Origin of the sequence: Scytonema sp. HK-05, assembly GCF_963872035.1 — a bacterium.
In the GTDB taxonomy this organism is placed as follows: Bacteria; Cyanobacteriota; Cyanobacteriia; order Cyanobacteriales; family Nostocaceae; genus Kalymmatonema.
This window is the reverse complement of record NZ_CAWMYC010000124.1, coordinates 15,787-30,942: the sequence shown is the minus strand read 5'-3', so window position 1 is coordinate 30,942 and position 15,156 is coordinate 15,787. Positions and strand designations below refer to the sequence as shown.

14 protein-coding genes are annotated in these 15,156 nt (G+C 44.1%); 10 read left to right on the top strand and 4 right to left on the bottom strand.

Translation table 11 applies throughout. From position 1 onward, the window contains the following. The 3 genes from AACT52_RS26520 to AACT52_RS26510 all read left to right on the top strand — a co-directional run bounded on the left by AACT52_RS26520 (position 1) and on the right by AACT52_RS26510 (position 3,850). Positions 1 to 2,976, top strand: coding sequence for an NACHT domain-containing protein (locus tag AACT52_RS26520; protein ID WP_073634018.1), 2,976 nt, complete (start codon positions 1 to 3; stop codon positions 2,974 to 2,976). Positions 2,977 to 3,202: 226 nt separating this feature from the next. Beyond that, on the top strand, positions 3,203 to 3,625 hold the full coding sequence (locus AACT52_RS26515; protein ID WP_073634017.1) for a putative toxin-antitoxin system toxin component, PIN family: 423 nt from the start codon (positions 3,203 to 3,205) through the stop codon (positions 3,623 to 3,625). A gap of 6 nt (positions 3,626 to 3,631) precedes the next feature. Continuing rightward, positions 3,632 to 3,850: a toxin-antitoxin system HicB family antitoxin gene (locus AACT52_RS26510; protein ID WP_073634016.1), complete on the top strand. Its 219-nt coding sequence runs from the start codon at positions 3,632 to 3,634 to the stop codon at positions 3,848 to 3,850. A gap of 195 nt (positions 3,851 to 4,045) precedes the next feature. On the opposite strand, the gene AACT52_RS26505 is transcribed toward AACT52_RS26510, so the two are convergent. The 4 genes from AACT52_RS26505 to AACT52_RS26490 all read right to left on the bottom strand — a co-directional run bounded on the left by AACT52_RS26505 (position 4,046) and on the right by AACT52_RS26490 (position 8,995). Then, positions 4,046 to 4,639 (bottom strand): MarC family protein, encoded by a 594-nt coding sequence (locus AACT52_RS26505; protein ID WP_041035218.1) that lies wholly within the window; start codon positions 4,637 to 4,639, stop codon positions 4,046 to 4,048. A gap of 180 nt (positions 4,640 to 4,819) precedes the next feature. Further along, the gene (locus tag AACT52_RS26500; RefSeq protein WP_233154081.1) at positions 4,820 to 7,717 is read right to left on the bottom strand and encodes a CAAX protease; all 2,898 of its coding nucleotides are present in this window, start codon (positions 7,715 to 7,717) and stop codon (positions 4,820 to 4,822) included. Between the two features lie 2 nt (positions 7,718 to 7,719). Next, positions 7,720 to 8,412, bottom strand: coding sequence for a YIP1 family protein (locus AACT52_RS26495; RefSeq protein ID WP_073634014.1), 693 nt, complete (start codon positions 8,410 to 8,412; stop codon positions 7,720 to 7,722). A gap of 178 nt (positions 8,413 to 8,590) precedes the next feature. Beyond that, on the bottom strand, positions 8,591 to 8,995 hold the full coding sequence (locus tag AACT52_RS26490; RefSeq protein WP_073634013.1) for a hypothetical protein: 405 nt from the start codon (positions 8,993 to 8,995) through the stop codon (positions 8,591 to 8,593). Between the two features lie 75 nt (positions 8,996 to 9,070). Between AACT52_RS26490 and AACT52_RS26485 the strand changes: the two genes are divergently transcribed. The 7 genes from AACT52_RS26485 to AACT52_RS26455 all read left to right on the top strand — a co-directional run bounded on the left by AACT52_RS26485 (position 9,071) and on the right by AACT52_RS26455 (position 15,100). Beyond that, positions 9,071 to 9,748 carry a response regulator transcription factor gene (locus tag AACT52_RS26485; protein WP_073634012.1) on the top strand — a complete coding sequence of 226 codons (678 nt, stop codon included), beginning with the start codon at positions 9,071 to 9,073 and terminating at the stop codon, positions 9,746 to 9,748. 106 nt (positions 9,749 to 9,854) lie between these two features. Then, positions 9,855 to 11,135, top strand: coding sequence for a sensor histidine kinase (locus AACT52_RS26480; RefSeq protein WP_073634011.1), 1,281 nt, complete (start codon positions 9,855 to 9,857; stop codon positions 11,133 to 11,135). 424 nt (positions 11,136 to 11,559) lie between these two features. Beyond that, positions 11,560 to 11,940 (top strand): DUF6152 family protein, encoded by a 381-nt coding sequence (locus AACT52_RS26475; protein ID WP_073634010.1) that lies wholly within the window; start codon positions 11,560 to 11,562, stop codon positions 11,938 to 11,940. 102 nt (positions 11,941 to 12,042) lie between these two features. Continuing rightward, positions 12,043 to 12,450 (top strand): DUF6152 family protein, encoded by a 408-nt coding sequence (locus AACT52_RS26470; RefSeq protein WP_083630567.1) that lies wholly within the window; start codon positions 12,043 to 12,045, stop codon positions 12,448 to 12,450. Continuing rightward, a complete protein-coding gene (locus tag AACT52_RS26465) occupies positions 12,450 to 12,941 on the top strand; it encodes a DUF6644 family protein (RefSeq protein ID WP_073634009.1) in 492 nt (163 codons plus the stop codon). The genes AACT52_RS26470 and AACT52_RS26465 overlap by 1 nt, the downstream gene beginning before the upstream one ends. A 31-nt stretch (positions 12,942 to 12,972) precedes the next feature. Then, complete coding sequence (locus AACT52_RS26460) at positions 12,973 to 14,232, top strand: M28 family peptidase (protein ID WP_233154080.1); 1,260 nt, start codon at positions 12,973 to 12,975, stop codon at positions 14,230 to 14,232. Between the two features lie 76 nt (positions 14,233 to 14,308). After that, positions 14,309 to 15,100: a trypsin-like peptidase domain-containing protein gene (locus AACT52_RS26455; protein WP_073634008.1), complete on the top strand. Its 792-nt coding sequence runs from the start codon at positions 14,309 to 14,311 to the stop codon at positions 15,098 to 15,100. Positions 15,101 to 15,156 lie beyond the last annotated feature (56 nt).

The following is a 15,156-nucleotide window of genomic DNA, read 5'->3' as shown; positions in this document are numbered from 1 at the left end:
ATGAGAAAGCGCTTATCGCATATCTGGAGAGGTTTTAGGGAATTATTTTCAACAGAGACTTTGGAGACAACAGTTGAGTCTGGCAAGGCAGTTTTGGAAGGAGCAAAAACCCTCCAAGAGCAAGGTAAAAACCTGGAACTGTTGAAACCTCTGGTGGAACAGTCTTCCTCTCTTTTGGAAGTGTTGTGTTCACCAACAGTGCAAGTGGTGGGTGCAGGCTTGCCTTTTGTACCAATTGCTATAGCTATACTCAGGTTGTACCGCCACATCACTCGTAAAGAACCAATCTTGGAAGAATGCGTAACTTTGCTCAGTCAGGCAGCATATCTTGAAAGTTTCAAGGAAATTATATCTTTACCAGACAACCAGAGCATATTAGCTCATTGGAATAGCAAACCTCATACTGAAGCGGTAAGAAAACAACTTCAAAAACTTGGTGATTTTGAATTAGATGCTAAAGCTACCAGGCGAGCAATAGTTTCCTTCCCTAACTCGGAATTGGCGCAAGAATACAATCAAGTCTTATCAGCACGGTTGCAACAAGCAGGACTCGGGGAAGATGAAGCGCGGACATTTGCTGAACGAGTTGCCTTTAATAGCGAACCTCACTTTATTAAAGCATTATCACAAGCTGGTGAGTCAGTCAAGCAACTAGCAGAATTATATCGCAATGGTGGACTAGAAGCACTCAAAAAATACGACAGCATCGACCAGTACCTAGAAGAACAAATTGCCCCAAAACCAGATGAACCAGTATTTAATGAAACCTTCTCCTTTAGAGATATTTATGTGCCACTGAAGGCAAGAAACGTTGATAAAAATGGTGATATGGATGATAAGCCAGCGCCATGTGATTTAGAAACTTGGGCGAAAAATATTCTCCTAGACCAAGACGCAAATAAAAAAAGGCAAGTTATCTTTATTCAAGGTGGACCTGGAAGAGGTAAAAGTGTTTTTTGCCGCATGTTTGCTGATTGGGTGCGGCAGTATTTACATCCAATGTGGACACCAATTTTGATTCGCCTTCGCGATATTGATGAATTTCAGCCGAGTTTAGAAGAAACCTTACGCTCAAGAGTAAAGTATGATTTCGCCCAAAGCGATGATGGCTGGCTAACTGATGCTCACAAAAGATTTTTGTTTATTTTAGATGGCTTTGATGAGTTGCGAATTGAGCGCAGCAGTAACCAAAGCGTAGAAAGATTTCTCAGGCAAATAGGGACATTTCAATTTGATTATAACGGAAAACATCGAGTCTTAATTACAGGCAGAGCAATGGCTTTGCATGGCATTGACCGCCTACCAGCAAATCTGGAACGGGTGGAAATTGCCGAAATGAACGCCAAATTGCAAAACCAATGGTTTACCAACTGGCGAAAGCATTTTGACACAGATAAAAGTACAGCATTTCAGCAGTTTTTGCAAGATAATGACCGCTGCCCAAAGCAAGTTCAGGAATTGGCAAAAGAACCACTCTTGCTGTATATGTTGGCGGCAATGCATCGAGATGACAAATTAGATATTAGCAAGTTTGAGCAAGCCAGTGGTACAGCAGCGAAAATTTTAGCTTACGAACAAGCATTAGACTGGGTACTGACAAAACAGCGTTCTGACGACCGCCACCCTGATTTAAATTATGAACTGACCAAACAAAACCCAGAAGCGTTACGGCGGCTGTTAGCAGAAGCAGCCGTGTGTGTCGTGCAGTCAGGGGGAGAAAGTGCTTCCATGCAAATGGTGAAAGCACGCTTACAGCAAGACGACGAAGCGAGACAATTAATTGAAAGAGCAGAAAAAGGACTGGGAGAAGAAGCGCTGAAAACGGCATTGAGTGCTTTTTATCTCAAGTCAAACAGCAGCGGTGGAGTTGAATTTTTCCACAAGAGTTTTGGAGAATTTCTTTGTGCTGAACGACTGAAAGATAGCTTGGTGGAATGGACAGAACCAGGCAGGCGGGGTAAAACTTTCAATATTGACGATAAGCAACTGTATGAGCAAATTTACGATTTACTTGGCTATGGTGCACTAACACAGGAGATTGTAGAATATTTGATGGGTTTGTTAATTGGGGACGGGCAAGATGCCCATCCCACAAGCAGCAATAAATTTCAACCAGTGCAGTTATTTCAGCGGTTAGAAGATTTTTATCAACGTTGGTGTGATGGGGAATTTATTGACTCCACTGAAGAAACTTTGCCCCAAAGAAAAGCGCGAGAATTGCAAAAACAAGGAATTAAGCTGGGTCAGCGTCAAGTGGATATTTATGCAGGGTTGAATGTGATGATTTTGCTGTTGGAGTTGCATCGATATGCTCAAGAGCGAGATGATCTGAAAGACAAAATAGCCTTCTATCCCTGTGGTCAAAAGGATAGTGAAGGTTTTGATGAAACGCGATTACTTCGCATCATCGGCTATAGCTATTGCATTAACGTTGAAAAATTTTCAGTCACAGTTGGGCAATTTCTTTCTAAAGCAAACCTTAGCGGCGCAAACCTGTTTGGTAGCAACCTCAACAGTTCCAACTTCAGTGGCGCAGACCTTAGTGATGCAAACCTGTTTGGTAGCAACCTCAACAGTTCCAACTTCAGCGCAGCAAACCTCAGCAGCGCAAACCTGTTTGGTAGCAATCTCAACAGTTCCAACTTCAGTGGCGCAAACCTCAGCAGCGCAAACCTGTTTGGTAGCAATCTCAACAGTTCCAACTTCAGTGGCGCAAACCTCAGCAGCGCAAACCTGTTTGGTAGCAATCTCAACAGTTCCAACTTCAGTGGCGCAAACCTCAGGGACGCAGACCTCAGGGGCGCAGACCTTAGGGACGTAGACCTCAGGGGCGCAGACCTCAGGGGCGCAAATCTTAGCAATGAATTATTCGGAGACATCCGCTGGGATGAAAATACAAAGTGGGAGGATGTGAAAGGGTTGCAGACAGCTATTAATGTGCCAAAACCGTTACGGCAAAAGTTGGGGCTGGAGTAAGAGGAAATGAGGGAGATCAGGGGGTGAGTCCGGGAAAGATTTTCTCGTTGTCTCCCCTCTTCCTTGGCGTTCTTGGCGTCTTGGCGGTTCGTTTTCTTTCCCCTCACCTAACGCGATCGCCTTGTCACCAAACATGAGCCGATATTGCAGATATTTATCTAAGCGCGATCGCTTTTGAGTCTTTTGACTCGAACTTTTGTGATAGCATATATGCTATCATAATAACATGGCAATTAAAATTGTAGTTGATACCAGCGTTTTTATTAGTGCGCTGATTAGCTCTAAAGGCTCTAGCAGAGAACTCATTCGACGCTGCTTGAAAGGTGAATATCAGCCTTTGATGGGAAATGCTTTATTTTCTGAGTATGAGTCAGTCATTCAGCGCTCAGAAATTGCCGCCAAATGCCCTTTAACGAGTGAAGAAATTTCTGCTTTACTTGCATCATTTATGAGCGTCAGTCAATGGATTTCTATTTACTATTTATGGCGACCTAATTTAAAAGACGAAGCTGACAATCACTTAATTGAATTAGCAGTTGCAGGTAATGCTCAAATTATTGCTACTCACAATGTAAAAGATTTCCAAAACGCTGAATTATTATTTCCTAACTTATCAATATTAAAACCCGAAGAAATTATTAGGAGTTAAACAAAAATGGCAACTTTAACTATTCGTTTACCAGACGATAAGCATAATAGATTGAAAGAACTTGCTCAAACCAAAGGCATAAGTGTTAATAAGCTGATTGAAGAACTTTCCACCATAGCTTTAGCAGAATTTGATGCCAATACAAGATTTAAAGCAATGGCTGCGACGGGCAATCCAGAAGAAGGCTTAAGAATACTGGCTAAACTTGATAGTCTGACAGAATAGAGCTTTTAGGCGATGAAAATCAGTCTATCCTGCTTGTAGGATAGCACTGGCTGTAATAAGGTTCAGATCAGATGGTTTGCAGCGCCTAATAATCTATGTAGAGACGTAGCATGCTACGTCTCTACACCCATGGAATTGTCACAAATAACCCTGAACTTAACTATATTGGCATTGGCTGTATTCTGACACTGTTCACTAAGTTAAAAACAACTCCTTGATCCCCGCACTGCCAATCTCCACTGCAAGTGCTGCTAGTAAAAAACCCAAAAGCTGGGTGATAATCACTTCTCCTTCTACACCAATCCACTTGTCGATACCGTTTGCTAAACGCAAAATCAACCAACTAGAGAACATTGCCCCGACAATACCCACGATGACGCTGATATGAGGGCTGGGAGATTCCGACATCAACAGCATGACCGATGTCAGAGTACCAGGTCCGGCTAGCAGTGGCAAGGCAAGTGGAGTAATTGCGACATCTCGCTCTTGATCGATAACAGGTGTATCTAATTCTCCTTGAAGCATTTGTAAGGCAATCAACAACAGCAGTAGTCCCCCTGCGACTCGCAAAGACCCCAAGCTGACATCCAAGTAACGTAATATAAATTGACCACCAAAGGCAAAGAGTAAAAGCACTCCTATTGCCACTACTATGGCTTTATCTATAACTCTGTTTCTGCTTTCTGGTTCCATGCCCTTGGTGAGAACCAAAAGTATTGGTATGTTACCTACTGCATCCGCAAGAACAAAGACTGCAATAAAGGTTTTTACGAGAATCGAGATATCCACAGCAGATCATAAGTTATTAGTTGTTCTAAAAAATTACCTCAAATGGAGTTTAGTTTCCTATAACTTATAGCTGAAACTAAAAGCTACATGATGATATGAGTTATGATGGATGCTGGACAAACCAAAGAATAGTAAAATCGTGGCATACTCCCAGCACTGAACCGAGTACCGTCGAATCAGCTAAAAAGTGAACGGGGCGATCGCTGCAATATCTGGGTCTAGGTTGCCTACCTGACTGGTGCTGAGTATCCATATAGATGCTCCTTGTTTAAAAAATATCTGCGTTACGCTATCGCTTGCCTTTCGAGGCAGAATAGTTCGCCAACTGACTAAAGCTCTGAAAAGTTGTTGTAGAGGACTGTCTGCAAGAGAACTTCCTATAGTTGTAGTGGAAGAGTTCTCCCAGTCAGCCCGTGCGATGCCAAAGGGTAATAGCTCATGTCTGAGTACTGTGGCTAACTTCACCAACTGCTTAAAGCTGGTGGCATATTCGGGATGGCGGAGTAACCAATTTTTAAACTGCGGATTGGTTTTGATGGCATACCTAATCTCTGTAGGGTTGACTTGAATGGCAACCTGAATCGCTCTAATCGCTGCATATAATGCCTGGTTAGAATCTTGGGAACAATTGTTTGCAGGACCAACATAAGTTGCACCGGTACCATCTCCAATCCGGTAACGCGCTGTCATGATTTCCAGTTGACGGTTCAAAAGTTCCAATGGTGTGCGCTTGACTTCATCAGCATCGTAGTCTTGTGTGAGAGCATCAAATTTAATCAGGATATCGCAAACGGGACGAATTCCTAACCAACCAAACTGGCGATCGCCCATATAACGAGTCCAGGACAGAGTCCCTGCAATCAGCCCATCACCGTTGTGAGTGTAAACTTGGTGATACCTAATATCAAAGCGCAACTCACCTGTCAGTGGTTCCCGCACCACCTCTGCCACTCCATAGGCGGAATGACCAAAGTATACAGGGGCTTTAGCTGCAGGCTCTCGTTTTTTGCCACCTATACCGCCATACACGTGTACAAGTAAGGCACAGTCACCTTCACGCCATTTGGAGACTGCTTTTTGGATATCCGTACCCCTTGTACTTAAAAAAACAGATTGTATTTGTCCTTTATGCTTGGTAATATTCCGCCAAGAGCGTTTTCTAAGATATTTACGCGCTGGTTTTCTGCCAACAATCACCTCTTGGGGTTTGACTCGCAACAAAGCACGGGGGGCGATCGCTTGCACAACAAACATCCCTATAGCATTTTTTGCACCGTAAATATACCATCCTGAGGCATTGACGGGAGACTTTTCGATACCACTGTTCATTGAGTTGGAAATTCCGTTTTGATTAGGAATTACCTCAGGCAAAAGCACGACTTCTTCAACAGAGTCAAATTCACGGGAATTGCGATTGAAATGAACCACTCGGTATTGTTCACTTCCCTGTTGAATGGGCTGCAAAAACTTCACTAACGCATAAAAGCGCCCAGAAATTTGAACTGGTTCACTGGTAACGTAAAGAGTTATCTTCCCGTTTTGTTCAACTGCAACTGGCTCGCGCAGCATCACAACTATATCATCATTGGGTCTTGAACCAGCCAGCGATTCCAATGGAGTCACCTGACGCCAATGATTTATCCGAATCGGAACGATTTTTCCCTGTGTGTAGTTGTATAATGCTTCGGCGTTGAAGTGAACATCCTTTTTGGTTGACTGAACCGATACTTTTGATTGAGGATCGTCAATCCATTTCAAATACACGACTTGTCCCACCAAGTGTTTGTGTTGCTCATCTGCGTGATGCACTTCAAACAGAACACCTGATTGGCGTTGCTCTTTAGGCGGTAAAATCAGCCGTCCCATCCAAGAGGCAATTGGTCGATAAAGTTCTGGGTTTACCGACTGGTTTAAAGGATAGTATTCTGGTCGATTAAACGCTGCTTCCTGATACCGTTCATAATCGCTAATCTTCTTTTTAACAAGTTCTTGATTGTAGGGATACTCCTCTAGCAAAATACTTGACATAATGTCAACCGTTTGCTGCAGATAGCTGCGACCATCGCTTAAAAATTTGTTGGCATCTAAAGGACCCCCAGCACCCATATGCCCCACTGGACCGAGTGAAACAAAAGTGATTTTCCCCATGCGTTTGGCACGGTTCCAGTAAGATAAGAAAAATATCCTCCAGCGCTTTGGAAACAAAATCGGACCTAAACGCTCAACCGGATCTTTGTCGCCTACCAGATGGTAGAGATGCTCTACCAACAATGCATTGTTATTGCCACTGATCACACCAGCCAAGGAAATAACCTCAATAGGTGCCTGATCTAATGCTTGCTTAAGATACGAAAGCGCTCCCATTGCTATCTGTCCACCACCGCTGAAACCAATCAGTGTAATCGGTACTCCGCTACCGGGTTTGTAACCGTGGTTAATCAGGCTATTGTACATGACCTGCGCCGTCCCCTGGTTATAAATTGGTCCAAAGCGTTGGTCAGCAGAAACCGCAACAACGAGGAGATTGCGAATATTAATCGTCATGGCAAGCAAAGCGTTGAATATACCACCATTAGTGGATTGACTGCGTCGTTCCGCGAAACGCCAAAAGGACGCGAGTATCCCGCTGCCTTCCGTAAGTGGTCGATTGAGGACTGAGTAGGGCATAAGTCCTCGAATGATCACAATATTATCTGGCAAAGCTGCCCCTAAAGAGCGTAAAAACTGGTCCCCATCTGGGAAATACTTGAATGAAGCTTGACCGATACCATCAAGGTAAATGACATATCGGACAACGTTTGTTTGCGGTGGAATTGCTTCCTCTAATATTCCTAAATGACCTTTAGTATCAATTTTATCACCATACCACCCTGCCCACCAACCCAAGGCTTCAAGGGGAACCAGGAGTCCGGCGAAGACAACGGCAATAAAACTAATCTGCAACAAATCAACTGTGAGCTTAAGCGCACCCCCCAAAGCGTTGTACCAAACTAACCACAAATGGCTCAGTGGCGGGTAGAGTAGAGTACAAAGTAGAGCAATGAAAACAATGCCTAAAAATGTGGTAATTCGCTTCACACTTATACCTCCCCGTTGTCTCTATCACCAGCGTTAGTTTGGTTATCTCTACGTAACATCTGCGGTCCTGCTTGCAGAAGTTGTTCCAGTCCTTGCATATCTGTAACCAGCCGTGTCCCTGCGACTGTATTAGACAGCCACTTGCCAACTATTGCAACTGGTCGTCCAATGGTGCGCTGTACAATCTGAAATACAAGCCATCCCAACACACTGCACGAAAGCGCCTGCCAAGCAGTAAGATCAAGGGCGACGCGCAAGCCCATTACAAATGCTAACAGCGTCCAAATAGAAAGCAAGACTTGAATTGGCACACCCAAATAAGGCAATGCTACTAAAAAACTCAATATCAGTGGTGCGTAGGCAAATCCCAACGTACACCAAATGATGCCATACGGGATATTAACCTTGAATAGTACAAAGCTTACCAACCATGTACTTAAACCCCAAAACAAAACGGTGAATACAAATAACACAGATCCAATCAACAGACTCAGAAAAAAGCGAAGCGGTTTGACTCGGTTGACGAATAGCACCGTCCCTTGACCCAACGCCTGAGAAAACCCAGCAATAAGTACAATGTATAAGGCTGCTATTGCACCTTGGGGTAGCGATTGAATCAGCTCAAAGGCTTCCTCTTTGAGGGCGATCGCTCCGAGTACAAGTTCCCAAAATCTATTGAGGGCGGTCTGGGTCATGGCAAATGCGATGAAAAAGCTTATAACTGTTCTCGTTGTTCTAGTGTATTTTAATACTTCAGAAATTTGAAAAAAACATTAGTCATTGGTCATTAGTAATTAGTCATTGGTCATTAGTTCTCACTCCCTCCCTCCCTCACTCCCTCGCTCATCTCATTTTTCCAGAGTGAAACCGCAACTACTTCATTCCATCACCATTTTCCGTTTCAAAGCGCATCAACTTTCTCACATCATCGATTGGCAATCGTAACTCTTTGCTAATTGCCGCTTCCACTTGATTAAGTTCTGTTACAGGAAATTCAAATTCTAGTTCTTTGAGTGCTTTGGAAGCTGTCTTAACTCTGACTCTTGAAACACCTTGATGCTTTTTTATTTGAACTGTGATTGACAGTACAACTGTTCTCGGTTGCTTGGCTGATAATGTCTCAACCTTCAAAGGATTCGTTGGTTGATGAGAGCGGCTTAATATTCTATCCATCAGAAATCCACCTCCTACCCAAAAAGCTAATCCAAGCAGTGGTAGGGGTAGCCAAAACTCTAACCCCAAAGAACGCAAAATCTTTAACCATCGGGATTGGAGCATAAATTAAGTAGCTTCACGTCACAGATACTACGCACACTAAGATCAAGAAAAAACTTTTCTTAGCGCGATCGCCCTATGTTAATTTTACTGGTGGAAGATGACCTAGCCCAATTAGAGCCACTGCGAGCTGCGCTTACCAAAGCAGGACATACAATTGATGCGATAGAAGATGGAGAAACGGCTCAGTGGCTGTTTTCTCAGAAAGATTATGACTTATTGATCTTAGACTGGATGCTTCCCAAAGTCAGCGGGGTTGACCTTTGTCAGGAATATCGACGCGTTGGGAAAACTTCCCCAGTACTGATGCTGACTGCTAAGGACACAATATCAGATAAAGTTTATGGTTTAGACGCCGGAGCAGACGATTACTTGGTAAAACCAGTTGATATTATCGAACTGCTAGCAAGGGTGAGAGCTTTGAGAAGGCGCTCCCCACTTTGGCAAGGAGACAAACTTACATTAGCAGATTTACATCTCGATTTGAATAACCTAACTCTTGAGCGAAATCAACTCACATCTCAATTATCTGGTCGAGAATTTCAACTGATGGAGTATCTGATGCGTCATCCTCGTCAAATTTTATCTCACAATCAAATAGAACAGGCTCTTTGGGGATGGGGGACAGAACCAGAAAGTAATGCTGTGACAACACTAGTGCGCCGACTGCGACAGCGCCTGCAAACAGTTGAAGCAAAAGATTGGCTGGAAAATGTTTATGGTATGGGTTATCGGCTTAATGTTCCGGAAAAATGAGATGGGGGGGATGGGGGAGCAGGGGAGAATAATTTGTGACTAATGAAGATGTAGAGACGCGCTGTTTGAAGCGTCTCTACAAATGACTAATGACTAATGACTAATTATGTTTGTTCGTAGCCGTCGCAATTTAGCTTACTTATTTACAATATCGATGGGGAGCATCCTTATCGCATTTGCTGGTATAGCGTATTACCTGATTGTTCAGCAACAGCTTCAGGCTTTTGATGAAAGATTGTATTCTGATAGCAAAACTATCGCCAGAAATCCACCATATAAACTGTATAATAAACGACCACAGCTTGAGCGAAGGGATGTCCCAATTTTTGGTGATACAGTACCACCAATTAACAATGGTTTTGCGTATGTTCGGTTGTACAAATTCAATGGAGAATTGGTTGATTCTACTGGTGTGTTTGGTTCTAGAAAATTAACTGTTGCTCCTGGTTTTCAAACTATTCAAATCAGTAAGAATCGAAATGGGGTAACGACGAGCAAAGAATGGTTTCGAGAATTAACGTTGCCACTTATACAAGATAATTTGTTGACTGGCTATATTCAAGTGGCTGTTCCTCTGACACCTCTACGTAAAAACTTAGATAAAGCAAGGTTATTTCTAACACTGGCTTTACCAGCAACTTTAGGGACGATAGGTATTACTGGTTGGTTTTTGGGGGGGCTTGCCATGCAACCAACTCGTCGGGCATACGAACAACTACAACGCTTCACTGCTGATGCTTCTCATGAGTTACGCGCTCCTGTGGCTGCGATTTTAAGTAATGCACAAGTGGCTTTAATGCCTCCACAGGATGAATTAGAGCAGCGTTTTCGTCTAGAAAATATTGCGGGGATTGCTAAATCAATGAGCAATCTCATTAATAATCTGTTGTTTCTGGCTCGTCAGGATGGACCGCTGAATAACACGGCTTTAAAGACTATAGACCTTGTTGGACTACTGCAACCTATAGCCCAAGAGTATCAGCAACTAGCAGCTGCACAAAATCTAAATTTTACTTTTCACTTACCCCAGTCACCTGTTAACCTCAAAGCCGACCCAGATTTGTTAAAACAGGCGATTGTAAATTTACTTAGCAATGCTTTGAAGTACACTCCTCTTGATGGTACAGTTGCACTAAGATTGGTGACACAATCTCAGCGAGCCATTATTCAGGTGGAAGATAACGGCATTGGCATTCCGGAGGAAGATTTACCTCATATATTTGAACGGTTTTATCGCGTTGATACAGCGCGATCGCGTCAAACAGGTGGCTTTGGTTTAGGACTGGCGATCGCCCAACAAATTGTGCAAGCGCACCGAGGACACATTAGTGCCAAAAGTGTGCTTGGGCAAGGTTCTACCTTTCAAATTGAACTACCTCTGAAGTAGAGGGATTGGGGATTGGGGAGTGAGGAATTCAATTTTTGGCGTTGCTGAATTCATGTATGGAAAAGATGTCGTGTGATTCTAAACCCTTGTAGAGACGTACCATGGTGAGCCAGCGCTCTTTGGAGGGTTTCCCGACCTAGGCGACTGGCGTCACGTCTCTACACTTGGATTCATACTTCAAATCAGCAACGCCCAATTTTTTATCTTTACCCAGAGGCACTGACATTTTTTTGTCATACTTGTCCATCACACTAAGAAATAACAAGAATATCAAAGGTCTGTCATACCATGATTGGTTTATCATTCACAATGAGCGTAAACCGCACCCCGCCAGTGCATGCTCCCCTCCCTGCTTGCGGGGAGGGGTTGGGGGCGGGGTTCTTGTACACACCTAAATTTCTCCAAACTTAACACCGCCAAACGTATGATTGCACGCTCTAAGTTGTTTTGGGTAGCCATAATTACCGTAGTTGCGAGCCTTGGTTTTCCTGGAGAGGTAGCGGCACATCACGGCTATTACACAAACTATGATCTCGGAAATCCACGGACAATCACAGGCGTGATTAAAGCAGTCAGATATACGAGTCCCCACATTCGTATGCAACTTCAAACAACTGGTCGCTCGAAGCAAGTTTGGAAGATTGACTTGCCATCACCAACTCAGGCGCAGTGGCAAGGATTAACCCAGAGCGTTCTCAAGGTAGGCTCCACTGCAACTGTGGTAGGATGGCCCGCTTACAATCGTTCCAACGAAATGGGAGCGTCGCAAATCACGATTGGTGGAAAGACTGTAGTGGTGAATTGACCAAAACAGTTGTAAGTGCTTAGTAGAGAAGACCAAAAAATTACCGTGACACTTTTTACTCAAAACTCCAGACGAAAACTTAACAAAAGCAGGAATGGAATCATGGATAATCAGCAACAGATAGACAAAGCCATGGTTAAAAAAGGATTTATGCATGCTGCGCTAACTGCAGCAACAATTGCAACTTTCCTAGCTTCTGCAACTGAAAATGCGAGCGCCCATCACGGATGGAGTGAGTACAACAACGAGCAAACGCTTAACCTCTCTGGAGAAATCCAGAATATCAGTTATGGAAATCCGCACACCACAATAGAAGTGAAAACAGATGATAATAAAGTGTGGCAAGCAGTCCTTGCACCACCTGCCCGATTGCAGAGACGTGGGTTACCCCAAAGCGCTTTGCAGGTTGGACAGCAAGTGAGGCTAGTAGGCTACCCTCATCGCACGGATGTTAATGAAATGCGGGCAGAGCGAATTACTATAGGTAAGCAAACAGTAGAACTGCGCTGATGCACATTGCTGATACAACCTGGTGGCTGTGGTTAGAAAACAGTGCCTTGTCCTCACTGATTCGCCAGTGGCTATGGCTTTACCCAATTATTTCAACGACACACATTCTTGGTCTAGCCATTGTCTTTGGCTCAGTTGCTTTGTTCGATTTAAGGTTACTTGGTTTCTCCCGCCACCTGTTGGTAACAGATATGGCACGATACCTCTTGCCTTGGTCTTTCCTAAGTTTTGCGGTTGTCGTGCTATCAGGTTTTCTCATGTTTGCAGTGAATGCAACCCAAATAGCAGCAAATCCAGCTTTTCGCCTGAAGCTTTTGCTGTTGTGCGCTGCTGGGGTGAATGCGGCTTTTTTTCATAGAGTGGCTTTTAAATCGGTTAAGTTCTGGAACCGGGGTGTGAGAACTCCAAGAGTGGTTAGGGCGATCGCAGTCATTTCCCTTGTACTTTGGACTGGTGTGATTATTTGTGGTCGCCTGATTGCATACGTTTGAGAACCTGCGATTCATAGCTGTAGGTACAAAGGTGACGAACACGAAATTTCGATCAATTTTTCTATTTAAAACATTAGCAAAATCATGGTTACAAACGGCGCTGGTAGCTGTTTTGGTTGGACTTCCTACAGCTTGTATTGCCCAGCCAAATCGTACTCAAGAAGCTGTTGAGGTTCAGGAGTCCAACCGCACTTTTACAGATGTACAAGCTTTAGTGAATCTTGGTCCGCGAGTCGCTGGCACACCAGTCATGGAAAAGGCAAGCGCTTATCTCATCGAACAGTACCGCAAAGCTGGTTATGTGGCTGAAGTTCAAACTTTTACTTATCCCAAGTTTCAAGACTTAGGCTCAAACCTCACTGTTGATAAAGCGACGGTTGAGGGGAAAGCACTCAATGGGACAGTCGCAGGAAAATTGAATGCGCCACTGGTAGCAATTCCTAATGTCGGACGCAAAGCTGATTTTGCTGCTGTGAATGTTAAGGGGGCGATCGCCATTGTCCGGCGCGGTGAAATTCGTTTTTCTGAAAAAGCGAAAAATGCTGCTGCTGCTGGTGCCGTGGGTTTGGTTATTGTCAACAATCAACAAGGCGATGTGTACGGAACGCTCGCTGAGGAGGTAAAAATTCCTGTACTAGGGCTTTCTGGTAAGCAAGGTAATCCCTTAATTCAACGTGTGCAAAGCGTACCCCTGAATGTCAATTTGAATGTAAATGCGCAGCGGCGTGTTGTTAATGGGCGCAATATTATAGCACATCTTGCAGGTGTGACTCAACCCAAAATTATTCTAGGTGGGCATTACGACTCAGTACCTGGTTCTCCGGGAGCAAACGATAATGCTTCGGGAACAGCAGTTGTCCTGGCTCTTGCCCGTAATCTATCTAATACACCGACTGCTCGTCAAGCCTGGTTCATCGCCTTTGATGGTGAAGAAGACGGGCTGCACGGTTCGCGGGCTTTTGTGAACGCGGCTGAGCCGCAGTTTCTCTCAGGGCTGAAAGCTATGGTCAATTTCGATATGGTTGGCGTCAACAACCAGTTAGGAATTGGTGGTACGTCATCTTTAACGACATTTGCGCGAAATATTGACCCTCAAGTGAAAACTTTTGGCTCATCTGGCGGTAGCGACCATGCATCGTTTGCTGATAAAAACGTGCCGATTCTGTTCTTCTACCGAGGTGACGAGCCGAACTACCACACGCCAAATGATAAAAAGGTAGACCCAAAACTGTTAAATGAAACGACTCAGCTAGGGCTGGATCTTGTCAAGCAGATTGTTAACGCTAGCTAAGGAACGTGGGTGAGGAAAACGGCGTTTGTCTCCAATGTTTCTGTGTCAAACCATCCTCATTTATAGGAAATCTAAAATGTCTTTTCTTTTTTCTTTGAAGAAGTCTCTCACTAATTTGTCTTTGGTATCTTTAGGAGCTGCAACGGCTATGTTGGGCGGACATTTCATGCCCACAAATCCAGTGCTGTCTCAGCAACCAATTGCTCAATTACCTTCTGCATCCATTGGCAACACAGATACTAACTTTGTTTCCTCTGCGGTAGAAAGAACCGGATCTGCTGTCGTGCGGATTGACTCTACACGCACCGTAAGAAATCCATATACATATGGTACACGGGTGGCAAGAGGTACAGGTTCAGGGTTCATTATTAGGTCGAATGGTCTTATTCTGACAAACGCTCACGTTGTTGGTGGAGCAGACAGGGTGACTGTAACTTTGAAAAACGGTCAAAGCTTCACAGGTCGAGTTTTAGGGCAGGATAAATCAACAGATGTGGCAGTAGTTCAAATTCAGGCTAATAATCTGCCGGTTGTGAGTCTTGGTAATTCTGACCAGTTGAAACCTGGAGAATGGGCGATCGCGATCGGTAATCCTCTGGGTTTAGACAACACCGTGACAGTAGGCATTATCAGTGCAACCGACCGCACGAGTCGTGCATTAGGTTCCCGAAATCGCGAAGTTGGCTTTATTCAAACCGATGCTGCTATTAACCCTGGTAACTCAGGTGGACCCCTGCTAAATCAACGAGGACAAGTCATTGGTGTGAACACTGCTATTATTCAAGGTGCCCAAGGACTGGGATTTGCAATTCCGATTAACTTGGCGCAGCAGATTGCTAACCAATTAATTGCACAAGCAGCAGCTTAGGGACTTCCAAATAAAAAATATCCAACCTTTTCTTGTGGGATGGGATTGGTGGCGTC

Excerpts from the sequence above, each read along its gene's own strand:
- AACT52_RS26520 (WP_073634018.1), top strand. The coding sequence starts at position 1 with ATGAGAAAGCGCTTATCGCATATCTGGAGAGGTTTTAGGGAATTATTT.
- AACT52_RS26515 (WP_073634017.1), top strand. The coding sequence starts at position 3,203 with ATGGCAATTAAAATTGTAGTTGATACCAGCGTTTTTATTAGTGCGCTG.
- AACT52_RS26510 (WP_073634016.1), top strand. The coding sequence starts at position 3,632 with ATGGCAACTTTAACTATTCGTTTACCAGACGATAAGCATAATAGATTG.
- AACT52_RS26495 (WP_073634014.1), bottom strand. The coding sequence starts at position 8,412 with ATGACCCAGACCGCCCTCAATAGATTTTGGGAACTTGTACTCGGAGCG.
- AACT52_RS26490 (WP_073634013.1), bottom strand. The coding sequence starts at position 8,995 with ATGCTCCAATCCCGATGGTTAAAGATTTTGCGTTCTTTGGGGTTAGAG.
- AACT52_RS26485 (WP_073634012.1), top strand. The coding sequence starts at position 9,071 with ATGTTAATTTTACTGGTGGAAGATGACCTAGCCCAATTAGAGCCACTG.
- AACT52_RS26480 (WP_073634011.1), top strand. The coding sequence starts at position 9,855 with ATGTTTGTTCGTAGCCGTCGCAATTTAGCTTACTTATTTACAATATCG.
- AACT52_RS26475 (WP_073634010.1), top strand. The coding sequence starts at position 11,560 with ATGATTGCACGCTCTAAGTTGTTTTGGGTAGCCATAATTACCGTAGTT.
- AACT52_RS26470 (WP_083630567.1), top strand. The coding sequence starts at position 12,043 with ATGGATAATCAGCAACAGATAGACAAAGCCATGGTTAAAAAAGGATTT.
- AACT52_RS26465 (WP_073634009.1), top strand. The coding sequence starts at position 12,450 with ATGCACATTGCTGATACAACCTGGTGGCTGTGGTTAGAAAACAGTGCC.
- AACT52_RS26455 (WP_073634008.1), top strand. The coding sequence starts at position 14,309 with ATGTCTTTTCTTTTTTCTTTGAAGAAGTCTCTCACTAATTTGTCTTTG.